This is a genomic window from Flavobacterium sp. 90, assembly GCF_004339525.1.
Taxonomy (GTDB): Bacteria; Bacteroidota; Bacteroidia; order Flavobacteriales; family Flavobacteriaceae; genus Flavobacterium.
In genome coordinates this window covers 5114628-5140288 of the sequence record NZ_SMGE01000001.1, presented here as the reverse complement: position 1 = coordinate 5140288, position 25661 = coordinate 5114628, and the positions used below count along the sequence as shown (strand labels likewise).

Here is a 25661-nt window from a genome sequence, read left to right as displayed (position 1 = left end):
TCGCAAAGTCGCTAAGACGCAAAAGTAAGCTTATAAACTTAGCGGCTTTGCGACTTTGCGAGAAATTCATTCGATACAATATTATCAGTTTTAAGAGATTTTTCTACAAAATCTACTTCTTTTTCGCCATCAAAATCTCGTCAATAATTAATACATATTGATTTTTACTAACGACAATATTAGTATCAATTCCCTGAGAACCATTGCCAAAAGGCTTGTATTTTTCAAGATTTGATACCGAAAATAATCCGATTACAGGAGTATGAACTGCATTTGCAAGATGCATTATACCGCTGTCTGCGCCAATAAATAAAGTTGTGTTGGCTATAACTGCGCCAATTTCGCGTATGTCTTTACTGTAGAAACTTGTTGCTTTAAAATTAATCTGAGAAACATTTTCGACTGGTAAAATTTCAAGAATATTATAATCTCTTTCGTATTTTACTTTTAAAAGTTCATAAAAATCTTTCCACCAAAATTCAGAGAAACATTTATTACCTGTTGCGTAAGTAAAAATTGCGATTGTTGGTTTGTTATTATCAAACTTATCATGAAGAATTTCTGCTCCGCGAACCAGTTCCTTTTCATCTAATTTCAGATCGGTTTTTGAGACCGATTTCTCACTGGTATTTACCGAAACACTTTTCAAAAAATTCCTGAAATTATATACCGGATATTTGGCGATATGCTGATAATCTTTTGGTTTAGTCTCATTTTCATTTAAATCATCTCCATAAAATTTAAAAGCAGCATGAGAAAGTTCAACACCCAATCTGCCTGACGAAGAATCTTTGTCTACATTTATGGCTAGATCATAGTTTTTACTTGCTATTTTGAACCAAACTTTCGCATAAGCCAAAAGATTACTGAAAGGCTTTTTCGGAAGCACAATAATATCACCAATCTGAGTGTAATTTTTCAAGATAATTGGCATCAGACCGCCTTTAACAAAAAGGTCAATTTGAGCCTCGGGGAAAGCCGAACTGACCTCTTTAATTAAAGGAGTTATGAGCAAAAGATTTCCAAGTCTTGCGTTTGGTCTGCAAATCAAAATTTGCTTTATCTCTGATGGATTATCTATAATCTTCTTAGAATCTTTTTGGGAAGAACCAATGTTTTTGGTTAAGAATCGCATCGCTTTCCTTCGAAAATTGTTTATTTTTTTTGAGATTTTCATTTGCAGCAAATTTTAAGACTTAAATCAGCCTTGTGGTATTTAAAATTGTTACTAATAATCTTTATTGATAATTCTAAGGCACTAAAACTGTACGACCATTCCCGCGCCTACTTGTTGTCCGTTATAAAAGGGAGCAATCATTGAGGTAACTTTCTTTTCTTTAGAAGGAAAAAAGGTGTTTTTTACATAAGGAAAAAGCCAGTAAGCCGCTTTAGTACTCAGGATTCCAATTCCGGCTCCGGCAACTACGTCCGTAAGCCAGTGTCTGTTATTGTACATTCTGAATAATCCTGTTCCTGTTGCGACAATGTATCCGCTTATTCCGTACCAAACCGACTTATCTTTGTATTCCTGCCAAAGAAATTCGGCTCCGGCAAAAGCATTCGCGGTATGTCCCGAAGGAAAAGAATTATTGGATGTCCCGTCTGGTCTCTCGACGTGCGTAATATGTTTCAGCGAAAAAACTGTAGTACTCATTATTAGATAAGAAGTTGCCAGAATTATGGAACGGTCTTTCAGATTGTTTTTACCTTCAATTCCCATTGCGTTAAGCGCATAAACAGAAGCCGCAGGAGCATATTGAGTAAAATCATCTATAGTAATTTTATTGTCAATATCTTCCGTTACTTCTTCCCTTATATTATTATTAAAACTCTTAAGTTGGTCACTTTCAAGACCAATAAAACCATATCCAATTAATACTCCCGGAATAATCAGTTGTTTATAATTGAATTTCAAATTCTGCACGGTATCTTTAATAACAATAGAATCCGACACCTTATTTTGCGCATTAACAGCTGTTATGCTTACGATAAATAATAAAAAAGTTTTTCGCATTTTAAGAAAATTTAGAAATGAATATTACGTTGACAATCGGACTAACGTAGTTTTGTTTCATATTAAATAAGTTAGGTGTTTAGGGTTTCTATATACAACCGCCAGTAAACTTGGCAGTACAATTAATAATAATGGCATGGCGACAATAAAACCGCCAATAACAGCAATCGCTAAAGGCTGATGCAATTCTGATCCCGTTCCTACTCCAATCGCCAAAGGCATCAAAGCAATGATAGCTCCTATTGCAGTCATTAATTTGGGTCTGAGTCGTGTTGAAATCGAATAAATCAAAGACTGATTGATATCTAAAGTCTGTTTGTAGGTTTCCTTAAATTGAAGAAATGTAAAAATGGCGTTTTCACTAATAATTCCAACAATCATGATAATTCCCGTATAACTTCCCACATTTAGCGGAGTATTGGTCAGGAAAAGCAATAAATAACTTCCTGAAATTCCCAATATAGAAATCAGAAGAATTACTAAAGCAGCCCTAAAATCCCGAAATAAAAACAGAATCACACCAAAAACCAAAAGTGATGAAGCAACCAATATTAGCAACAACTCACTAAATGCTTGTTGTTGATCTTTGTAAGCGCCTCCATATTCGATATAATAACCTTGCGGCAATACAATATTTTTTCCAACATTTTTCTGAATTTCTGCCATAACAGTTCCTAAACCTCTGTTATCGAGTCTTCCTGTAACAACGCTCATCATTTGTAGATTTTCTCTTTGTACTTCAGCGCTTCCTTTTTCCGGTGTAATTTTTACCAAATTAGAAAGTGGAATAGCTTGTCCTGTCGGAAGAAAAACCTGCAATCCCTTAATCTGATCCAGACTTCTTTTCTCAGAATTTTTATAAATCAAACGAATTGGCGTTGACTGTTCCTGTTCTAATAAAGTACCAATAATATTTCCTTCGAGCTGGCTTTGCATCTGAAACTGAAGATCAGCAGGCGTCATTCCGTATTGTGATAATAAAGAATAATTAGGCTCAATATTTATACTTGGACCAGCTAATACCGTTCCGTCAAAAACATCTGCGGTTCCTTTGGTATTTTCAATTATTGTGGCAACTTCTTTGGCTATTTGATGCAGTTTGGTTTGATCGTTTCCGTAAATTTTAACTTCGATAGGCGAAACCGAACTCATAAGATCTCCCAACATATCGCCAATAACCTGTCCGAAATCAATACGAAGTGCAGGCTGACTGTTTTCAATTTTTAGCCTTATAGCATCAATAACATCATTGGTTGTATTTGATCTGTCTTTCTTTAACTGAATCAGATAATCTCCCGTATTGGGTTCTGTAATAAAAAATCCCATTTGTGTTCCTGTTCTTCGGCTATACGCTTCTACATCGGGATTTTTAATGATTATCTTTTCGACTTCCTGAAGCATTCGGTCTGTTTCTTCAAGAGAAGTTCCCGGTGGAGATTCATAATCCAAAACGATACTTCCTTCATCCATTTCCGGTAGAAATCCGGTTTCTAAATTTGGAAGAATTAAGAATATAGAAAGCACCAAGATCAAACAGAAAACGATACTTAAAACAGGTTTTTCCATAAAATAAGAAACCCATTTTTGCTTTTTAACTTCGTGGTGAATGTTTTCATTTTTAACCGATACAACTTTTTTTGGTGACAACCATAAATAGATTACAGGAAGCAATAACCAGGTTACCAAAAACGAACAAACCAGCGTGATAATCATTGTGTCTGTCAGAACTTTAAAATAAGATCCCGCAACTCCGCTCATCAATACAAATGGAATAAAAATCACGATTGTACTAATCGAAGAACCTGTCATTGCGGGAAGCAAATATTTCATCGCTTTTTGAAGCAATGTTACTGTAGGTTCGTCAGGATGTTCTTCGTGAGTTCTATGAATTTGCTCGACTACCACAATCGCATCGTCAATAATTAATCCCAAAGCAGCTGCAATCGCGCCCAATGTCATAATATTGAATGTTTGTCCTGTAAAATATAATATGATAAGCGTTAAGGATAACGTAACGGGAATCGTGATTAAAATGGTTGCACTGGCTTTCGCCGATTTTAAAAACAAAACCGCAACAATAATCGCCAGAAATAAACCTATCAAAAGACTGTCTGTAACACTTTTTACAGCATCATTTACAAAATTTGCCTGTTCATAAAAAGGTTTTATCGTAATGTCTTTCGGAAGTATTGCCTTAAGATCTTTTATTTTTTGGTTCATGGCATCAGACACCTCAATAAGATTAGCATCGGGTTGTTTGATAACCGCAATCAGAATACTTTCTTTGCCATTGGCATTGACTTTAATGTATTCTTTAGCTTCTCTGATTTCCACCAAAGAAATATCACTTAACCTTACAATACCTTTGCTATTATTGCGAATAACCAGATTTTCAAGTTCATCTTTCTTGTCTAATTGTGCATCGGTAATCGTTAAATACAGATGATGATAATCTGCCAGATAACCATTGGATTTTATAAAATTAGTTTCACTAAAAACCTGCGTAACCATTGCGGGAGTGATTCCGTAAGCGCTCATTTTTTGGAAATCTAACGAAAGCCAATATTCCTTTTCTTTTCCACCAACAATTCTAATTTCACTTGTTCCCTGAATCTGAGATAGAAAAGGTTTGATAGTATAATTGGCAATCTTTTTTAAATCTACAGCAGAACGCTCTTTGCTGTCAATGGCATATCCAATAACGGGAAGAATTGACGGATTCATCTTCTCTACAGTAACTTGCAAATCCGGCGGAAGATCATTTTTTATCTGATTAATCTGAGCTTCAATTCTGGTTTTACTCAAATCAATATCAGCATTCCAATCCATAAAAGCCGAAATTTCGCAACTTCCCCTGCTTGTTGTGCTTCTTACTGTTTGAAGTCCTTGTACTTTTTTAATAGCAGCTTCAAGAGGTTTTGTAACCGTAATCATCATTTTGTCTACAGGTTGTTGACCTGCATCTGCAATGATTTTTATTTTGGGAAATGTAATCTCAGGAAATAAACCCGTCTGCATTTTGGAATACGAAAATATCCCTCCTAATAAAATCAGGAAGATAATCGTGCTGAGTCCGTTTTTATGTTTTGCAAAAAAAGGTATCATGAGCTTATTTGTTGATGATTTTTATTTTGATGCTGTCTCCTACTCCATAATTTCCCGTTAGCAGAATTTGATCTGTAGTATTTAATTTTGGAGAAAGAATCTCTATTTTATCTTCAGATTCGATCCCTTTTTTTACAGGAATTTTTATAGCCATATTATGCCCGACTACTTTCATAATCCAGAAATCAGTTTGAGTTTCATCGCTCAAAACAGCTTGTTTAGGAAGACTTATTGTTTTGTTTTCATCCGTTTTATCAATCCTGACTTTTACAATTAAATTCTCCGGAATATTAACCGCTTTTATACTTTTTAAAATCACATTTTGAGTTTGTGATGCCGGATCAACAGTTGGCATATATTTATCGACTTTGGTCTGCATTGAAGTTCCATCCGGTAACGAAACATTCAATATTTGATTAACAGCAACAAACTTTCTTAACTCATACGGAAGACTCAGCACAATCGAGAAACTTTTGGCATCATTAATAATCGCCAGAACATCGCCATCTTGCACATAATCTCCTTTTTGAACATTTACTGCATTTACATATCCGTCGCAAGTTGCTCTTACTTGTATCGCGTTTCCAAAATTCAGACTTGGATCAATTTTATTAATTGTATTTCCCAAAACTTTTGCTTCACGTGTTTTTAGTGAAAACAATAATTGATGATTCGAAACAAAATCATTTGATGCCACTTTTACTGTTTCTAAATATCCTGTTGTATTGGCTTTAATGGTATTTTTGATCAAATAAGATGTTGTCGCATTCAGATCAATATAACTTTCAATTGCTGTAGTATCAATATGCGTAACCGTTACCGGAACACTAACAGCTACAGGCGCTTCTGTTGAGGCAGTTTTATTGCAGGAAACTAAAATTAGCATCATTAGAAATAAAAATCCCGCGGTTTTATAGGTGTATTTATTCATTTGATTTCCAGTAATTGATTTCGTTAATTGTCTGAAGATTATTGACACTGTTTTGCGTAATGGCATTCTCAATCGAAATAAGATTACTAAGCGCAATAATGTATTCTGTGATTTGAGCGTCTCCACTGAGCAATAGTTTTTTATTTGCTTCAATAAGCGCTTCGGCAACAGAAAGCTGTGATTGCAGCATTTTATTGGTTTCGGTACTTTGACTAATTCTTTGATTTAAAAGAAATAATTGCTGATCGTATTGCCTTTTAAAATTCTTAGTATAACCTTCATTTGTTGCCAGCGCCATACTATTTTTGTGATGCTGAAGACTTCGCTGATTTCCATCATAAATAGGAATACTCAACCCTAAACCAACACTAAATCCGAAGTTTTTATAGCCTTGATAGATAAAACTCGAATTGTATCCTGCATCTCCCAAAACAGAAAGTGAAGGTTTATAATTATTATCAATTAGTTTATCGGCATTTTTAATTTTTAAGCTGTCGGTTTCAAATTGTTTCAGAAAAATATTGCTTTGTTCCTGATCCGGTTTTATAGTTAAATCGGGGGATTTCAATTTTATTTCAGCCGTATCTTTTTCTCCTGTGAGGTAATTTAAAAGTGCGAGATCATTTTGATATTGCTGTTTTAGCTGTAAAGCGGTAAGTTCCTGTTGTTTTATAGTAGCGTTAAAAATCAGATAATCTGTTTGTTTGTAAATAGAATTTTTAGTCAGTTTCTTTAAGATTACTTCTTCTTCTTTTAAAAGTGTTGTAACTTTATTATTAAAAACCATTTGTTCTTCTGTACCAAAAGCGGTTATATATTGTGAAATAATACTTTTATCCAAATCTTTTACCGCAATCTTTTTGTTGATTACCAAAGCATCTTTGATCAATTTGAAAGATTCTGCCTGCGAACTAATTTGCCCTTTTCCTAATATTCTTTGGTTAAAACCAACTAGCGCCGAAACCATCTGACCGTTACTCAAAGCGGTATCATAACCATAACCGTTAATTACAGGAGCATAATTTGCATTTAAATTTGCTGCCACCTGAGTTTTATAAGAAGCCCTGTTCAGGAGACTATCAAGAGTTGAGATTTTAATCTGATTTTGATAATCTGCCAGTAAGGGAGAATTTGTCCTTGCTTTGTTTATGAAGTAAAACAAATCTTTCTCCTGAGAGAAAGATTTGGAACCAATCAAAATCAAAACAAGTATGAAGAAAAAATACCTTTTCATCCTTTGCTTTTCAAAAATTATATCAAATTACTTTAGCACGAGAATCTTAAAAGAATCCGGCGTAATTGGCGCACGTGGATTTGGATTATCATTTGTTGCAGCCGGAGCTTCTCCAAAACTCGCTGTTGGAAGATACAAAGTGCCTGTAGCTTTACTCATTGTGAGCGTTCTGGCGCCTTTAGCCGTTTTTACGGTTTGTAGAACCGCATAATGGTCTTTATCTTTTTGTTTAATAACAGACAGCGTTCCTGATCCGTTTGAACTAAAAACCAGTTTTCTTTTTTCATCGAAAAAAACACCATCAGAACCTTCATCTATAGGAAGTTTTGTGATAACTTTTCCCGTATCTGCGTTGGTTACTACCAAAATTGAATTTCCACAAACACTAAAAAGTCTATTGTTATCTGAATCGAAAGCCAATCCAGAAGGTTCATCACCAGGCGAAATATCCCAGGAATGCAATACTTCTAATTTGGTGGCATCTATAACTTTTATCTGATTTTTGTCTTCAATATTTACGTACACCAATCCTTTAGCATTAGTAACCGAAAATTCAGGTTTTCCATCAAGCGGAATTGTTTTGACAACTTTATTCGTCAATGCATCCAGAACCGTGGCATCATTAGTTTTAGCATTAAAGACAAAAACTTTCTTTGAAAATTTATCATAAAGTACAGCATCAGGTTTTATGCCTTGGATCGCTACTTTTTCAATAAGTTCAAATGTGTTTAAATTGATTACCGTTACAGCATTTTCAGCACCATCGGTTATAAAAGCTTTGTTAAGATCATTGGCAATTGCAATCCCATGAACTCCTTTTGTATCGGATATTGTGCCTATTACTTTTTCTGTTTTTAGATCAATAACATTCACCACATTTCCGTGAGAAACAAATAATCGCTGTGAAGCTTCATCAACAGATAAATAATCCCATCCTAAATTTCCTCCGACTTTAATTTCTTTGGATAATTTTATATTTTGAGCCTTTAAAAAAGGAACGAAAAACAAAAACAAAATCAGCGATAAATATTTCATAATAAGCAATTTAAATTCAATACAAAGTTGGTTCTCAATCCTGAATTAATTCTGAATTAAGCCTTGTATGATTCTTAATATTGCATTAAGTATTGCTGTATTTTGGATTAAATTGTTGGCTGTTGCGGATCATTATTATTGTCCGATTCTCCTTTTTTAAACTCGAGTTTTCCGAATTTATAGCTAAGCGAAATCCCAAAAGACTGAACCGGAATTTCCTTAATATTTATTTGATTAAAACTTTCGCCATATCGCGTAGATCTTTGGCTCATATACTTATTAAAAGGATTTGCCATAGTAATTCCCAAACTTGCATTTTTATGTAAAAATTGCTTTCTCAAAGCCAGATTATAAAAAAAGGAAGCTGGACGATCGCCTTGAATATTTTTCTGAGAAGAACGGTAATTTCCAAATATCTCTCCCATCATCGTAGGCGCAAACTGATAACTTAAATTCAAATTTGCTCTGTAATTAAAACCGCTCACAGTTGGCAAAGCCGGATTTGTAGTAGTACGATCTCCAAATTCAAGAGTCGTTCTGATGTTCAGTTTATCATCCAGTTTAACAGATCCAAATATACTTACTCCAATATCGGTTTGTGTTCCAACGTTGTAGCGCTGCGTTAACGTAACATCTGTATATTGCGTTCCGTTTACGTCTAAAACAGAATGAAATGTGCTAAAACTTTGAATATCGTCTGTATTTCTTCTGTAATATCCTGAGAAATAAATATTGGCATTATTTACAAATGTTTTGCTGTAACCCAATTCAAAACGATTGCCTATTTCGGGTTTTAAAAATGGATTTCCCGTACTGATATTATGCGGATCACTGATATTAAAAAACGGATTCAGCTCTTCGTAATCTGGTCTTTCGATACGATAACTATAAGCGAATTTTATAGACTGATCTTCACTAAATTTATGCTGAACCGTAAAAGAGGGCGCAAAAGTATTATAATCCGGAATAGAAACGCCAATGAAATCAGCAGTTGTATTGGTACGCTCGTATCGAAGTCCTGCTCTTCCTTCCAGAAAGTTATTGAACAAGGCAAAAGACGTCGATAAATAAGCTGCATAAATTTTTCTCTTGTATTGAAAAGCGTACGTTTGTCCCTGATTATTTATATACGATCCGTCTGTTGCCAGAGTATCGGTTACGACATTATTATCGATTTTCTCCAAGGAAACTTTTGATCCCATTTCGAGTGTAAATCCCTTAGCAAGCGGACGCACAAAATCAAGAGAGAAATCCATTTGATGATCTTTCCCGGGATTATTACTTCTTAATCCGGAAACGGGATCAACATTATCCTGAAAAGCAGTTTGTTGTGAAGCATCATTTTGGCTTCTTCCATAACTTGATGTTACCAGAAAATTCAATTCCTGATCTTCCCTCTCAAAGGTCTTTTTATAGCCTAAACTCCAATCGGTAGCATTATTTTTAAAATTACTTACTGAATTTCTTTCACTTATAATTTCCGATAAAACCGTTCCGTTAGACAATGATGAAGTCTGATCTTGCAATGTCATTCCTGAGGAATTATTCTCAAAATGATTGTAGCCCAAAGTAGCCGTTAATTCATCTTTTGGTGTTATACTCCAGTTTGCATTTATCCCGGTTTGGTATCCGCTTCTGGTAAAAGGATTTACTCCATTTTGATACAATCTATTGATACTATCTCTCGTTGCATTGTACGAAATACGGTCACTCGAGCTTTTTGTTTTCGTATTTAATTGTTTGTTTCCGCTAAAATAAACTCCAATTCCAAAATTCCCTTTTCGTGCATTTAGGTTAAAAGAACCATTTTCAAGACGCGTTCCAGCTGATAAATTAATGCTGCTGTTAATGCCCTGAACTTTGCTTTCTTTTAAAACAATATTTATAATTCCGCCAGTTCCTGCAGCGTCATATTTTGCCCCAGGACTTGTTATTACCTCAATACTTTTGATTTGACTTGCCGGAATTGACTGCAATGCATCCGAAACACTGGCGCCAAATATACTTGAAGGTTTTCCGTTGATTAAAAACCGAATGTTAGGATTTCCCTGTAATTCTACATTTCCGTCAATATCGACACTTACCATCGGAACATTCTTTAAAATATCAGTAGCAACGCCGCCTTGACTTGTCAAATCATTGGCAGTATTGTAAACCATTTTGTCGATTTTGTTTTGAACGGTCTGAGTTTTTGAAACAATTTTTACTTCATCAAGTTGATTGGATGAAGGCGCTAAAGAAATATTTCCAAGATTTACTAAATCGAAATTTACTTTTATTGTATTGAATAAAACTTCTTTATAACTTATAAAATCAACCGTGATTCTGTATTCTCCAACAGGAAGATTATCAATGACAAACGCTCCGTTTTGATCTGTAGTCTGGCCATTTAGCACTTTGGTTTCTCCTATTTTATAGACACTCACTATTGCCATTTCTATCGGAATTTTGGTTTCGGAATCGATCACTTTTCCGGTGATTTTACCTTTTGTATTTGGGGATTGTGCAGCAACTGCGAAGGAGAATAATGAAATCAGGCTTAGTATAAAATAACGCATATCAAAAATTTATACCGCAAAATAATATCCTAATTCTGAATTTATCCTGAATGAAATAATTTATAACGCTTTCTTAATATCCAAACTCGAAACTAAAAAAACAGTCTAAACTTTAAAAATTCAGAATTAAAACTAAATCGTGAATTTACTTTGTTTTTAATCAATTCAAAAAATCAAGAATTATGTGGTGGATATTTGCGTTGCTTTCAGCATTCTTTGCTGCGCTGACAGCAATTTTTGCTAAAATGGGAATTAAAGGTGTTGACACAGATTTGGCTACAGCAATCAGAACTGTTATTATCCTGATTCTCGCGTGGGGAATTGCCTTTTTCAGAGGCGGCACAAACAGCATTCATTTATTGACGAAGCAAAATCTGATTTTTCTATGCCTTTCGGGAATTGCAACAGGTTTATCATGGATATTTTATTTTAAAGCTCTACAAGTTGGGAAAGTTTCGCAAGTAGCGCCGGTCGATAAATTAAGTGTCGCCATTGCTATAGTTCTCTCAGTAATTTTTTTAAACGAAAAAATTAGTCCGCTTGGGATTATAGGCGTTATTATGATTATTGGAGGAACAATAATAATTATATACAGCTAATTACAAATGCAATATTTGGCTTTGGCACTAAAATTAATTTCTGCTTAAGATAGCACTTACAAAAACAAGTTTCAGATAGTTTTATTTATTTTTAATTTCCAATCAAACTCAAAATTCTATAAGTCCTCTTTATTGAAAAAGAAAATCAAATTAAAGCAATTACGGTTAGAACGAGACATAACCCAGGAAGTGATGGCAGATCGTCTTGCCATGACACAGGCGACCTATAGCCGAAAAGAAAGAGGGGTAATTGATATAACTGAGGAAGAATGGAGTAAAATAACCGAAGTTCTGGGCGTAAAAAAAGAAGATGTATTTGAAGATAATGTTAGAAAAAATATAATATCTCATAACCTCAATAAACAATTCGAAGTCCTTCCGGCTTCTTTACTTGAAAAAATTGAGTTTCTAACCAAAGAAAACCAAGAGCTTAAAGAAAGACTAAAAAAATACGAGTCTAAAGATCGCTAACAAACTTTCGCAAATACCTATTTCTTTTTCACTCGAATACATTAAAGAACACACAATTTTCTCCAATATTTTCACATATTACAGAATGTGAATCTCAAATCTCATGCTTTTAATTCAAAGTTCAATATCATATTTGCAAGCTTTAACATAAAATAAAATCGAGTCTGTAATAATCTTTTTGTAAAAATTCTGAATTCTTATCTTTTATAACAAAGTTTAATTTATCGTTATTTAAAAGCTTTTATTAAGACTGAATCTAAATAATTGTTTATTTTTGCGGCTCTTATAAACACCTACAATTTAATTTTTATGCACAAATTTTTATACTGTTTTCTGGTAACTCTACTAGTAAGCACAACTACTGTTTTTGCCCAAACTACGGGCGTAATTTCCGGACAGGTTAAACTTGTTGACGGTCAGCCTTTTGCCTCAGCTTCTGTTTCTATAGTCGAATTAAACCGTTCTACACTTACTGATGTAAATGGTAATTATAGCTTCAAAAATATTCCTGCTGCAACTTATCATATCAAAATTCAGGCGTTGGGAGCTGCTGAAAAAGATATTGAAACTACTGTAACTGCCGGAGGAATTGCAACGGTTGATTATCAATTACCCGAAGAAAATGTTATGGCTTTACAAGAAGTAACGGTTTCTGGCGCTGTAAACAGATTTTCTAAAAAAGAAAGTAAATATGTTGCGCGTCTTCCTCTTAAAAATCTTGAAAATCCACAGGTTTACAATACCGTTTCTAAAGAAGTTATTATTGAACAATCTGCGGTTGACTTGGGAAGTATTTCTAAAAACGTTCCTGGCGCAGGTATTCCAATGATTGCTAATCAAGGACGTGTAACTTTTCGTTCCCGCGGATTTGAAACAGAACCTAATGCACGAAATGGTGTAGCCGGACAAGCTTTCTCTTCAATAGATCCGGTAAATTTAGAACGCATTGAAGCTATTAAAGGACCTTCGGCAACTTTGTTTGGAGCAAGTGTAGCTAGTAGTTATGGAGGTGTTTACAACCGTGTAACCAAAAAACCTTATAATGATTTTGGCGGAGAAGTTTCTTATTCAGGAGGAAGTTACAATTTAAATCGTCTTACTGTAGATGTGAATACTCCGGTAAACGAAGATAAAACTGCATTGTTCAGACTTAACGGTGCTACAACGCAGCAAAAAAGTTTTCAGGATCTTGGTTTTACAAAAAACATAAGTATTGCGCCAAGTTTCTCTTACCAAATCACAGACAAACTTTCGTTGTTACTTGATGTAGAATTTGGTCAGGAAGAGGGTACTTCTGTAGTGCGTTTCAACCCTTTCAATAAAAGTAATACAACGAGATCTATTGTTGATATCGCTTTCCCTTACGAAAGAACTTTCATGAGTAATGATTTGGTTTACAATACTCAAATGCTAAATATCTTTGGACAGATTAATTATAAAATATCCGAAGAATGGACTTCGCAAACTATTTTCTCAAGAGCCAGATCTACTATCGATGGTAACATCACGGCAATTAATGCATTGAGTGATACTACGGCTCGTGTTCAGGTAATTTCTGGTAATACAAACTTTATCGCGACAGATCTTCAACAGAATTTTATTGGTGATTTTAAAATCGGAAAGTTTAGAAACCGTATGGTTATTGGATTGGATTATTACAATAATTACAACGATTTTGACCGATTAACAATCAATACTGATACTTTTGATTTTATAAATCCTCCTGCAAACTCAGGAACAAATCTGCAAATTGTAAATGCAATGGCTCAGGCAGGAAAAGGTACTTTGCGTAAAGAAAAAAACAGAGACAATACGTATGCAGCTTATGTTTCTGATGTTTTTAATATAACTGACCGATTATTAGCAATGGCAAGTTTGCGTGTTGATCGTTATGAATATCTTGGTGTTTACAACATTGCAACTGGTGTTACTGCCGGCGGAATTGGTGCAAATGGAACTTCTGCGGGACCATACAACCAAACTTCTCTTTCTCAAAAAATGGGATTAGTTTATGAATTAAGCAAAGATCATTTATCATTATTTTCGAATTATATGAATGGTTTCCTTAACAAAAGCGGACAAGCTCTTGACGGAACGGCATTCAAACCGGAACATGCAAATCAATTAGAATTTGGTGTAAAAGGAGATGTTTTTGAGCACCGTCTTGTTGGAACATTGAGTTATTATGATATTCAAGTTGCAAATTCGTTAAGACAAGATCCTACAGATCCTACTTATTCTATTCAGGATGGTACACAGAGAAGTAAAGGTTTTGAAGCAGAATTTACTGCAAATCCATTTTCAGGATTCAATGTAATTGCCGGATATGCTTATAATGACAGCAAATATACAAAAGCTGATACATCAGTAAATGGCTTACGCCCTGCCCTTTCTGGTCCTGCAAATACAGTGAACGTGTGGTTAAGTTACCGTGTACCCGAAGGTAAATTTGAAGGTTTTGGTGCCGGTTTTGGTGGTAATTACGGAAGTATGTCTTACGTGATCAATACCCAAACTACAAAGGTTACAATTCCGGAATATAAAATGTTGGATGCGGCTTTATATTACGATCAGCCGAAATACAGAATTAGCTTCAAAGTGAATAACCTTACCAGCGAAAAAGCTTGGAACGTGAGACTAACTCCTCAAGCTCCTGCTCAATTTATTGGTAGTTTTGCTTTGAAATTCTAAATCAATACAAAAGATATATTAAATGAAAAATAAGCTGTTAATCAAGATCTTTTTTAGTTTTTGCCTCTATTTAGCTAGTCCAAAAATAATGGCAAGCGCTTATTGGATTGATGTAAAAGGTTCGGGCAAAGCCAATGAATCTGTAAACATCGAACTATGCTATGGAAGTATGGACGAATATGGCGTAAGACACAGAGATACCGGAAAAGAACTTCAATTGGCAGGAGATTTTAAATTGCGAATTGTAGATTCTAAAGGCAATGAACAGGAATTGAAACTTACACTTCAAAAAGATTCCTGGTTGGCGGTTTTTACTCCAAAAAGTGAAGGACAATATCGAATTATCGGAATTAATGATAAACATCCCGTTGTAGATCGCTCTGCTTCGGGAGGAGAAAATGTTTTACCAGTTGATTATATTGCAGCGATTTATAATATTGGTGATTCAAAAGCAATTGATATTAATCCAATTCAGAAACTTGATTTGGTGACCATTTCTGAGAATGGGAAAATAACGGTTAAAGCTTTTTTCGATGGAAAACCTTCAAAAGCGGGAACAAAATTGCGTGTTTTTAATCCGGAGAATTGGGAGAAAGAATTGGTTCTGAATAAAGATGGTGAAGCTGTTTTTTATCCCACAATGAAAGGATTATATATCATAAGACAAGATTGGAAAGAACCAGTTTCCGGAACCTATTTGAATGTTAATTATGGCAGTAAACGTCATCGTTGCAATTACTATTTGTTATATCAATAAGTTATTGTAATGACATTTTTATAATAAAAAAACGCTTAAAGTAGAATCTATTTTAAGCGTTTTTTTATTTCTAAAGTCAATTTAAGAGTCTGTATTCATTTGGTGAAACTCCAACTCTTTGTTTAAACAATCGCGTAAAATGCTGTGGATACTTAAATCCCAATGTATAAGCAATTTCGCTCAGAGATTTACTCTGGTCAAATATTCTTTCTTTTGCAACTTCAATAACTTTAGATTGTATGTATTCCTGAGCGGTTTTGCCTGTTTCTTTTTTTATTAAATCTCCAAAATAATTAGGCGATAAATTAAGTTCATCAGCAAAATAGGCAACTGCGGGCAATCCCATTTTCAAAGGTTTATCAGATGAAAAATAACTATTCAATAAATCTTCAAACCTTTCCAAAACTCCTTTATGCACTGTATCTCTCGTTATAAATTGTCGGTCGTAAAAACGAGTACAATAATCTAAAAACAGTTCAATATTTGCTACAATCAAATGTTTACTGTGTTTATCAATTGCATGTTTCAACTCATGATTAATCTTGGTGAGACAATCTAAAATTATTTGTTTTTCCTGTTCGGATAAATGCAATGCTTCGTTTGAAGCGTAAGAAAAAAAGCTGTAATTCTGAACCTTTTTACCAAGTGATGTACCATGCAATAAATCAGGATGAAATACTAACGCAATTCCCTGAGGCTGATAATATTCGTCACTATTTTGACCGATAACTTGTCCGGGAGCCAAAAAAATCAATGTTCCTTCTTCATAATCATAGTTACTCAATCCATAACGTAAATCACCACAATAGACTTGTTTCAAAAAAATTGTATAAAAACTATAATTCAATTTTCGGTGTTGTCTTGGATCTGCATTATCTAAGTAAACAAGACTTATTAAAGGATGCAGCGTTTCCTGCTTATTAAAAGCATTGTATTGACTTATTGTATCAAATTTTATAATATCATCCATCTTAAATATGGTTTAATTCTATACAAAACTATAAAATAAATCACCGTTTTTTCTTAAACATATCTCAATCCGTAATATTGGTAAGTAATCCCGTAATTGATATAAGCGCTCTTTTTTATAATTAACAGAACTTTGCATTATCAATTTAAACACTTCAATATGAAATACATAAAATCAATTAAAGTTTTACTGCTACTTACAATTCAATTTGCATTTATAACTTCATTAAGCGCTCAGACAAAAATGAAATCAGATAAATCCTTAACTCAAAAAGAACAAAGCATAGTTCCGATAGCTGCATTTACAGCCAAAGGCGATACGCAACAACTTAGAATTTCATTAAACACCGGATTAGATGCCGGTTTAAGTATTAATGAAATCAAAGAAATAATGGTTCAAATCTATGCTTATGCAGGTTTTCCGCGTACTCTAAATGCTTTAAGTACCTTTATTACAGTGCTGGAGGAACGCAAAAAAAATGGAATTCACGATGAAATAGGAAAAGAATCTTCTCCTGTTCTAACCAATGAAAACAAACTAAAAAAAGGAACAGCTTTACAAACTAAATTATTGGGCAAAGAAATGAAAACTAGCACAGCTGATTTTGCTCCGATAATTGATATTTTTTTAAAAGAACATCTTTTTGCGGACATTTTCAGTCGTGATATTTTAGATTTTAAAACCAGAGAAATCGTTACAATAACAACATTAGCAAGTTTGGGCAATGCCGAAATACAATTGCGTTCTCATATAAATGTTGGTATTTATAACGGAATTACAGAAACACAACTGAACGATATTGCCACCATTCTTAAAAATAAAGTAGGTCCTGCAGAAAGCAATTCAATGAAAGAAATTTTAAAAAATATTTACATGAAAAATAATGAAACTATAAAAAGCAATCAAAATCCTTATACTTTGGTTTATGATGGCGCAATAACCGAAAATGTAAAAGGAAAAGTAAACATTAATCCGGTTAGTTATAAAATCAAAGATATTGCTATAGCGGCAAACGTTTATACACCTCCTAATTATAATCCCGCAAACAAATATCCTGCTATAGTTATCGCACATCCAAATGGCGGTGTAAAAGAGCAAGTCGCAGGTTTATATGCGCAACATCTCGCAGAACAAGGTTATATTACGATTACTGCGGATGCCGCTTATCAAGGCGGAAGTGGCGGTTTTCCCAGAAATGTCGATAAACCTGCAAACCGAATCGAAGATATTTATGCTATGGCAGATTTCATCTCGCAATATGCAGGAGTTGACGCATCAAGACTTGGATTGCTAGGTATTTGTGGCGGTGGAGGTTATTCTTTGAAAGCGGCACAATCAGATAAAAGATTTAAAACAGTTGCGACTTTGAGTATGTTTAATTCCGGTCTTGTAAGACGTAATGGTTATATGAATTCGCAGCTTGCAACAATTCAGGAAAGGTTAAAACAAGCTTCAGATGCGAGAGCGCAAGAAGCAGCAGGAGGCGAAATTCTATATGCAAACAATAGTACAACGCCTATGACAAAAGAACAAATTGCCAGTATTCCGGTAGATTTATACAGACAAGGAATTGAATATTATAGCATAACTTACCCACACCCAAATTCAAGTGCAAAATATACTTTAAGCAGTTTATTAGATTTAATGACTTGGGATGCTTCAACCAATATGGATTTAATTGAGCAGCCTTTGTTGATGATTGCAGGAAGCAAAGCAGATTCTTATTATATGACAGAAGATGCATTTGGAAAAGCTGTCAATGCAAAAAATAAAGAATTATTTCTTATCGAAGGCGCAACTCATATAGAAACCTATTGGAAACCGGAATATGTAAATCAGGCAGTTTCTAAACTAACGCAATTTTATTCAAAATTTTTATAAGCCGAAATTAGATTCTAACTTCGTAGAAATCTGAAATACAATCTTTACATGAAAAATTTAATCGCTTTTCTATTTATGATATTAAGTACGGTTTCTTTATTTGGTCAAAGCCAAAAATTGAAAATAACAACTGGCAAAACAGTTCTATATGCAGAATTCAAGGATAGTGAAACGACAAAAGACTTTATAAAAATGTTGCCTTTAACATTGAACATGAATGATCTTAGCGGAAGAGAAAAATACAGCGGAATTTCAAGAGAATTGTCCAAAAACGGAAAGGTAAAAACATCTTTCCAAAAAGGTGATATTGCGTATTGGCTTGGCGGAGGAATTGCCGTATTCTATAATCAGGACGATCATGAAATAAAAGCAGGATTAATTGTTTTGGCTAAAATTGAAAAAGGAATTGAAATTTTTAAAGAATCTGATGCTATGCAAGTTAAATTTGAAATTGCTCAAAACTAAACATACAACCTCCATTAGAAATAATGGAGGTTTTTTATAATATAATTCATTTCAAGTTTGAAAAAAATATCAATTTAAAAACTACACAAAAAACACTATTAAACTGATTTTGTGATATCTAACTTTTTACGTTATTCTTTCCGACAGAAAACGCAGAAACAAACAGCAAAAATGCCATAATTAAAGCCTTCCCTACTCTTATTTTATGTATTAGATTTGCTATATTTACAGCTATTTTAATTAAATCCAAATAAGAATTAATCATGCGAATTTATGCTTTACTTTTAGTGTTCTTGTCAATAAGTTCACTTTCTGCACAACAAACTTCAAAAACAAATACAAAAGCTCGGGATACCATTTTACCTGACAAATCAAAAAACGATAACGAATTGCAGGAAATTGTTGTTTCTGCTTCCAGAAAGGCTGAAATCTTAAACGAAGTTCCTTCTTCGGTTACTTTATTATCAAAAAAGCAAATACAACAACAATTAAACATTAGCTCAAATCTTAGCGATATATTGGGCGCAACGGTTCCTGGTTTAGGATTTACAACTAATAGAACTCAAAATTTAGGTCAAACCTTGCGCGGACGCCGAGTATTGGTAATGATTGACGGTATTCCGCAATCTACGCCGCTTAGAGATGGAGCAAAAGATATGCGTTCTCTCGATCCTACAGTTTTAGATCGTGTAGAAGTTATTAAAGGAGCAACTGCAATTTATGGAAATGGCGCAGATGGTGGTTTGATCAATTATATTACCAAAAAAGCAAATACTGATAAAGCAATAAGCGGATCAACTGAGGCTGGGACAAATTTCTCTCTTGTTAAGCCCAAAGGAACAGCGGGTTTCTTTGTGTCTCAACTCTTTACAGGAAAAATAAATAAAATCGATTATGTTGTAAGCGGACGTTATGAAGAAACTGGTCTTTATCGTGATGCCAAAGGACGCGTGCTTTCTCCAGAATACGGAATGAACGATCTTAAAAACTATAATGCTTTTGCGAAAATTGGTTATGATATAAATCCAAATAATCGCCTGGAAGTAATGTATAATTATTTCCAAAGTACGCAACATACGGATTATATAGCAAAAGCAGGAGTTTATGGCAATTTTGATTCTCCAACAATTGGTGTCAAAGGAAAACGACCAGGAGAACCGGAAGGAACTCCGTACAATCATAATGCAAGTTTAAGCTATATAGGAAAGAATATTATTGGAAATACGGATTTGAATGCCTCTCTTTATTTCCAAGATTACCTAACACTAATTAATTATAGTGATTTCTTTGAAAATAACGGACAGCCGGCAACACAAAGTAAAAAGTTAGGTTTTCGTCTTAATTTAAATACACCATATGAATTCAGTTCTCTTATATCAGGTAACTTAACGTATGGATTGGATATTCTTTCGGACATTACAGATACGCATCTTACAGACGGCAGATTGGTAATTCCAGAAATGAAAATGAACAATCTGGCGCCTTATTTCCAACTTAAAAATATGTTTGGACCAAATTTGGTTTTAAAAACCGGATTAAGGCTTGAAAATGTAAACATCGATGTACCAGATTATACAACAATTGGTATTCGTAACTATGTAAACGGAACTTACGTTGGAGGCGGAATCGCCGTAAATGGTGGCGCATTAGATTTTAATGCACTTATGTTCAATGCCGGACTTCGTTATACAAAATGGACATTGTTTAAACCTTTTGTAAGTTTTTCTCAGAGTTTCAGCGTTGCTGATTTAGGTTTGGTGCTGCGCGCTGCAAAAGAAAATACAGTAAACAATACTTCGATAAAAGCTGTTACGGCAAATAATTATGAATTTGGATTTTCCGGAGCTTTAGATAAGCTTTCTTATGAAGGAGCCGTTTATTATAGTACTTCAAAATTGGGAGCTTCTTATGTTTATGTCGATGGTAATCCGCAGATTTCACGTTCACCAGAAAAGATTTATGGTTTTGAATTGTCAGCAAAATATCGTCTTCATCCAAAACTGGATATTGGAGCAAACTATTCTTTTACAGAAGGAAAACGTGAACTTGCAGACAAAAAAGTATATTTGGGGGGAGATCGTATAAATCCGCCAAAAATAGCCGCTTATACCGTTTTTAGACCAATTGAAGACTGGTCGATCTTTTTGCAAATGATAAGCTCAACAGGAAGAGACAGATTTCAACCCGTTAACGGAGCTTATACTTACGGAACTGGACCTATAAAATCTTTTACGGCTTTTAACCTTTCTTCAAGTTATACTTTCAAAGAAAAAAGTACGATCCGTTTAGGTGTAGAAAACTTATTCAATAAAGATTATTATAGCGTTATTTCGCAATGGCAATCCAGCAATATGAATTATGTAAAAGAAAATGGAACTCGCTTGACTGTTAGCTTTACGCAGGCATTCTAGAATCTCTTTTATCACTTAAAATCAAAACCCTCCAAAATCACTTTATTTTGGAGGGTTTTTGATTTATAGTAGCTTTAAATTTACTGGTTTTAAGATCGTGGTTTTGGCAAGTTTCTGTCATACATAACAATACTTCCTGCTACGGCGACATTTAAACTTTTTTGTGATTTAAATTTTACTAAGTGATGGCACTTCTCCATTACTTTTTTGGATAAGCCATGATCTTCTGCTCCCAGTAAGTAAACACAACGTCTTGGATGTTCAAAAGTTTCTAAATCTGAAGCTTTTTCATCTAATTCAACACCCACTATTCGCGCTCCTTTTGGAAGGTTTTCAAAAAAAGCTTCAAAAGTATCGTAATGAAAATAAGGAATTGCTTTTACTGCATCATGAGTATCACTAGCTTGTTTGGCATATCGATTACCAATGGTAAAGATAAAAGTGGCGCCTAAGTTTTGAGCCGTTCGCCATAAAACACCCAAATTTTCAGGCGTTTTACCATTTTGTATTCCTATCCCGAAATATTCGTTTGTAAAATTATCATTCATAAGTGCAAAAATACAAACTGCAAGCACATAAGTCAATTTTTATTGACATCAACTGTAGCCTCATAAATCCCTTTAAAAACAAAAGAACTTTTTTTTTCAAAAAAAACTAAAAGCGACATAGGGGTAAAATGTGATTCGATTGTATTACTTCTATAATAACAGTACAATTAATAATAATCCGTTCGAATGCAATTATTTCCAACACATAGAAACATAGCTTTTTTCCAATTTAAATTAAGATTAAAATAAGCAAATATTTGCCTCGCATAGCTTTGTAGTAATATTTAAAAGTGAAGTGAACAAATGAAGCAATTAAACCAATGAGTTATTAAATACAAAAAGTATCTATCTTTGATTGAATGTCAAAACGTATTAGTGGAGTATAGCAATATCGATCCTATCAGTTTTATAAAGAACGGAAATGAAGCTGCTTTTGAAAAGATTTTTAAAATGTATTTTAGAAATCTTCATGCTTTTGCCTACACTTTTATGAAAGATGATATCATTGCCGAAGAAATTGTCCAAAATGTATTTTTTAAGATTTGGGAAAAAAGAAATCAATTGCAAATTGATGATTCATTAAAAGCTTATCTCTACAGAGCAGTTCATAATGAGAGTCTTAATCACATTAAACACGTAAAAATAAAGTCCTCTTTTCAAATTCAATATTCAGGTCATATGGAATCCTCAAATGAAGATGCATCCAATCCAATGATTACATCTGAACTCGAAGACAAAATTCAAAAAGCGATTAGTGAATTACCATTGCAATGTCGTACTATTTTTCAACTCAGTCGTTTCGAGCAGCTTAAATATCAGCAAATAGCCGATCAATTGAATATTTCGATTAAAACAGTCGAAAATCAAATGGGAAAAGCCCTTAAAGTATTACGTTTAAAACTCGTTGAATATCTTCCGTTTCTACTGCAATTATTGTATTTAATCCGAAGATCATGAGCCAAAACAAAATGAATATGAACGATGATTTACTAGTGAAATATCTAGTTGGTGAAACTGATCCAGACGAAAATGCGACAGTAGAAATTTGGCTTAAAGCCGATGAAAAAAACCAAAACTATTACAACGATTTTAAGAAAATATGGGATGATAGTCTTGTACTTGCTCAAAATACAACCGTAGATGAAAATGCAGCCTGGAAACGATTACAAAATCGGATTCAGGAGAAGGATGTTCCTGTAAATAGCTTGAAAAAATCATCTTTCAATTGGTTGCAAATTGCCGCTTCTGTTCTTTTAATTAGCACTTTAGGAGGATTAGGTTATTCTTATTTCGAAAATAAATCAGCCAATACTTTAATTACAATACATGCAACAAGCACTACTTTAAATGATACTTTACCAGATGGAACAACCATTACTTTAAACAAAAATTCATCCTTGACTTATACTCAAAAGTTCAAAGGAAATACTCGTCCGGTGACCTTAAAAGGTGAAGCTTTTTTTAATGTTTCTCCTGATAAATCAAAGCCTTTTATTATTACAATTAATGATGTTACGGTACAAGTAGTCGGAACTTCTTTTAATGTGAAACACAAAAATGGAAAAACAACCGTAGATGTCGAAACAGGAATTGTAAAAGTGAGCAAAAACAAAGATCAGGTAGAATTAAAACATGGTGAAAAAGTAATCATTTCTGATCCCAATTTAAAGCTGTTGAAAAGCATTAGCAAAGGCAGATTATACAATTATTACCGAAATAAAGAACTTGTTTGTGATCAAACGCCTTTACAGGAATTGGTAGAAGCATTAAACGAAATATATAATGTCAATATCAGTATTAAAAACCCTGAATTGCAGGAAAAACCAATAACAACAATATTTAAGGATCAGTCGCTGGATCAGATTCTAGAAGTAATTCAGGAAACATTTGTGATTGAAATCGAACGTAAAAACAACCAAATTCTATTAAAGTAATTCCTTTTTTATATGCTGATTAATTCAAAGTCTATTTTCGTTTGGATTTTATTCATGTTTCTCTCCGGTATTTTTTTTAATGCCAATGCACAATCTATATTAGGCAACGAAATGTCTATCGATGGAGATAAAAAAACATTAGGTACTATTTTAGAAGAAATGGAGCAAAAAGGCAGTTTTAGATTTGCTTATTATAGCAAACTAGTTCCAAAAGATAGTGTTGTTAGCATTCATTCTGAGCAATCTACTGTAAAAGACATCTTAGATCAATTGCTAAATAATAAATATGAATATAAAGAATCTCCGGGATTTATTATTCTCAGATACGCGCCTTTAGAACTTTCTCTCGAACTCGAAAAAAACACTGTCAATGGTGACTTCAATATAGTAAGCGGTTATATTATTGATGTTCAAACCAAGAAACGAATTCAGAATGTCAGCGTATATGAAAAAAATGCACTGCAATCGACATTAACAAATAAGGACGGTTTCTTTGAATTGAAACTAAAAAATCTGCAACAACCTGTCGAGTTGACTGTTACGAAGGAAAATTACAAAAGCATCACTATGATGTTACTCTCTGAAATCACAATTCAGAAGGATTCCCAAAAAAATGGCTCAGATTATTTCACCGATAATTTATCTGAAGTAGAGCGCACCGGAATTGGACGTTTCTTTATTTCTTCGAAACAAAAAATTCAGTCTTTGAATCTTGGCGGACTTATTGCCAAAGCACCCGTTCAGGCTTCTTTAATCCCCAGTATCAGTACACGCGGTATGATGAATTCTCAAATTAACAGCAGTTTCTCTTTGAATTTATTGGGAGGATATACCGGCGGAGTTCGCGGACTGGAAATGGCAGGACTTTATAACATTAACCGAATGAATGTCTATGCGTTACAAATGGCTGGTTTGTTCAACACGGTTGGAGGGTCTGTTAAAGGAGTTCAACTCGCCGGAATCTACAATAATGTATTTGGCGATCTAAGAGGACTTCAAATGAGCTGCATTCGCAATAGTGTAAAAGGTTCGCAAATTGGACTTCAAATAACGGGAATTTCCAATAATGTAAAAAAAGATTCAAAAGGGCTTCAAATTTCGGGTATTCAAAATACGGTAAATGGTTCTCAGGACGGATTGCAACTTTCCGGTATTTATAATATTGGAAAAGATACCGTTCGTGGCGCTCAAATTACAGGTATTTTTAATTATGCCAAAGAATTAAAAGGAGTTCAAATTGGATTAATAAACGTTACAGATTCAGAATCAGGTTATAGTTTTGGTTTATTAAACTTTAAAAAGAATGGCTATAAAAAAATCAGCATTACAAGTAATGAAATTTCAGATATAAATCTTGCCATAAAAACGGGCGATAATAAACTCTATACTATTTTGATGGCAGGAAGAAGCGAACGAAATGAAGAGGAAAAACTAACTTCTTTCGGGATTGGATTGGGAAAGAATATCCAATTAGGAAAGCGTTTTACATACAATCCCGAAATTAGTACTCAATATCTTTATTTAGGCAATTGGGATCAATATAATTCGTTAGGTAAATTTGATTCTTCTTTTACGTTCCGCATTTTCAAAGGTGTTGCGATATCTGCCGGACCTTCTTTTAATGTGTATTGGAATGGAAAAAATGATAAAGATCCTGGCATTATCACTACTTCCACATTTGTTCCCGATCGAACAAAACGTTATAATGTCTTCAAAGATAATGACAAAGGATTAAGCGCATGGATTGGATGGAGTTTTGGACTAACGCTGTTTTAATTAATTCAAGTTACTAGTTAAGATAGTAATTAGGAAAATCAGTTTTTATCAGCATTTTCACTTTAGCGAATCAGTAAAATCAGCGTCTAATTTTGACGCGGATAAAACAGATTTACTTCGTAAAAACACGGATAAAAACGGATTTTACAATAATTTTATTTTATAAAAGCTTAACTTAATGACATTGTGCTACGGGACAAAAACGCACATGACTAAATTGATTTCTACCAATATGTAATCTCCACGAGATGTTTTATTGTTACTCCGTTAGGAGTTAAATA

19 protein-coding genes are annotated in these 25661 nt (G+C 33.9%); 10 read left to right on the top strand and 9 right to left on the bottom strand.

Translation table 11 applies throughout. The features are described 5' to 3' along the window. Positions 1-112: 112 nt before the first annotated feature. The 7 genes from C8C83_RS20730 to C8C83_RS20700 all read right to left on the bottom strand — a co-directional run bounded on the left by C8C83_RS20730 (position 113) and on the right by C8C83_RS20700 (position 10877). A complete protein-coding gene (locus C8C83_RS20730) occupies positions 113-1177 on the bottom strand; it encodes a glycosyltransferase family 9 protein (protein WP_121330467.1) in 1065 nt (354 codons plus the stop codon). Between the two features lie 81 nt (positions 1178-1258). Further along, on the bottom strand, positions 1259-2014 hold the full coding sequence (locus C8C83_RS20725) for a phosphatase PAP2 family protein (RefSeq protein ID WP_121330466.1): 756 nt from the start codon (positions 2012-2014) through the stop codon (positions 1259-1261). A 57-nt stretch (positions 2015-2071) separates the two neighbouring features. Then, complete coding sequence (locus C8C83_RS20720) at positions 2072-5119, bottom strand: efflux RND transporter permease subunit (protein ID WP_132011884.1); 3048 nt, start codon at positions 5117-5119, stop codon at positions 2072-2074. Positions 5120-5123: 4 nt separating this feature from the next. Beyond that, on the bottom strand, positions 5124-6050 hold the full coding sequence (locus tag C8C83_RS20715) for an efflux RND transporter periplasmic adaptor subunit (protein ID WP_158598176.1): 927 nt from the start codon (positions 6048-6050) through the stop codon (positions 5124-5126). Then, complete coding sequence (locus tag C8C83_RS20710; protein ID WP_121330464.1) at positions 6043-7284, bottom strand: TolC family protein; 1242 nt, start codon at positions 7282-7284, stop codon at positions 6043-6045. Before C8C83_RS20710 ends, C8C83_RS20715 begins: the two co-directional genes overlap by 8 nt. Before the next feature lie 27 nt (positions 7285-7311). Next, complete coding sequence (locus C8C83_RS20705) at positions 7312-8319, bottom strand: YncE family protein (RefSeq protein WP_132011883.1); 1008 nt, start codon at positions 8317-8319, stop codon at positions 7312-7314. A 107-nt stretch (positions 8320-8426) separates the two neighbouring features. After that, entirely contained in the window at positions 8427-10877 is a 2451-nt protein-coding gene (locus tag C8C83_RS20700; protein WP_132011882.1) for a TonB-dependent receptor, read from the bottom strand. A 182-nt stretch (positions 10878-11059) separates the two neighbouring features. Here C8C83_RS20700 and C8C83_RS20695 point away from each other — a divergent pair, with 182 nt between their 5' ends. The 4 genes from C8C83_RS20695 (at position 11060) to C8C83_RS20680 (ending at position 15395) form a co-directional block, all read left to right on the top strand. After that, complete coding sequence (locus tag C8C83_RS20695; protein ID WP_121330459.1) at positions 11060-11476, top strand: EamA family transporter; 417 nt, start codon at positions 11060-11062, stop codon at positions 11474-11476. Between the two features lie 132 nt (positions 11477-11608). Further along, a complete protein-coding gene (locus C8C83_RS20690; RefSeq protein WP_121330458.1) occupies positions 11609-11947 on the top strand; it encodes a helix-turn-helix transcriptional regulator in 339 nt (112 codons plus the stop codon). A gap of 309 nt (positions 11948-12256) precedes the next feature. Then, positions 12257-14638 (top strand): TonB-dependent receptor, encoded by a 2382-nt coding sequence (locus C8C83_RS20685; protein ID WP_121330457.1) that lies wholly within the window; start codon positions 12257-12259, stop codon positions 14636-14638. A gap of 22 nt (positions 14639-14660) precedes the next feature. Next, positions 14661-15395, top strand: a complete 735-nt coding sequence (locus C8C83_RS20680) for a hypothetical protein (protein WP_132011881.1) — start codon at positions 14661-14663, stop codon at positions 15393-15395. Between the two features lie 76 nt (positions 15396-15471). Here C8C83_RS20680 and C8C83_RS20675 read toward each other — a convergent pair whose 3' ends face one another. Continuing rightward, on the bottom strand, positions 15472-16365 hold the full coding sequence (locus C8C83_RS20675; RefSeq protein ID WP_121330455.1) for a helix-turn-helix transcriptional regulator: 894 nt from the start codon (positions 16363-16365) through the stop codon (positions 15472-15474). A 159-nt stretch (positions 16366-16524) separates the two neighbouring features. Here C8C83_RS20675 and C8C83_RS20670 point away from each other — a divergent pair, with 159 nt between their 5' ends. From C8C83_RS20670 to C8C83_RS20660, 3 genes are all read left to right on the top strand, one after another. After that, on the top strand, positions 16525-18246 hold the full coding sequence (locus tag C8C83_RS20670) for a carboxymuconolactone decarboxylase family protein (RefSeq protein ID WP_132011880.1): 1722 nt from the start codon (positions 16525-16527) through the stop codon (positions 18244-18246). 48 nt (positions 18247-18294) lie between these two features. Then, positions 18295-18711, top strand: a complete 417-nt coding sequence (locus C8C83_RS20665; RefSeq protein ID WP_121330453.1) for a cyclophilin-like fold protein — start codon at positions 18295-18297, stop codon at positions 18709-18711. A 263-nt stretch (positions 18712-18974) separates the two neighbouring features. Next, complete coding sequence (locus C8C83_RS20660; RefSeq protein WP_121330452.1) at positions 18975-21122, top strand: TonB-dependent receptor; 2148 nt, start codon at positions 18975-18977, stop codon at positions 21120-21122. A gap of 89 nt (positions 21123-21211) precedes the next feature. On the opposite strand, the gene C8C83_RS20655 is transcribed toward C8C83_RS20660, so the two are convergent. After that, on the bottom strand, positions 21212-21670 hold the full coding sequence (locus C8C83_RS20655; RefSeq protein WP_121330451.1) for an RNA methyltransferase: 459 nt from the start codon (positions 21668-21670) through the stop codon (positions 21212-21214). 351 nt (positions 21671-22021) lie between these two features. Between C8C83_RS20655 and C8C83_RS20650 the strand changes: the two genes are divergently transcribed. The 3 genes from C8C83_RS20650 to C8C83_RS20640 are packed head-to-tail and all read left to right on the top strand — an operon-like array spanning position 22022 to position 25380. After that, positions 22022-22627 carry an RNA polymerase sigma-70 factor gene (locus tag C8C83_RS20650; protein WP_233566171.1) on the top strand — a complete coding sequence of 202 codons (606 nt, stop codon included), beginning with the start codon at positions 22022-22024 and terminating at the stop codon, positions 22625-22627. Then, the gene (locus C8C83_RS20645) at positions 22624-23604 is read left to right on the top strand and encodes a FecR domain-containing protein (RefSeq protein WP_121330450.1); all 981 of its coding nucleotides are present in this window, start codon (positions 22624-22626) and stop codon (positions 23602-23604) included. The genes C8C83_RS20650 and C8C83_RS20645 overlap by 4 nt, the downstream gene beginning before the upstream one ends. 12 nt (positions 23605-23616) lie before the next feature. Beyond that, positions 23617-25380, top strand: coding sequence for a hypothetical protein (locus C8C83_RS20640; RefSeq protein WP_121330449.1), 1764 nt, complete (start codon positions 23617-23619; stop codon positions 25378-25380). Positions 25381-25661: the final 281 nt, after the last annotated feature.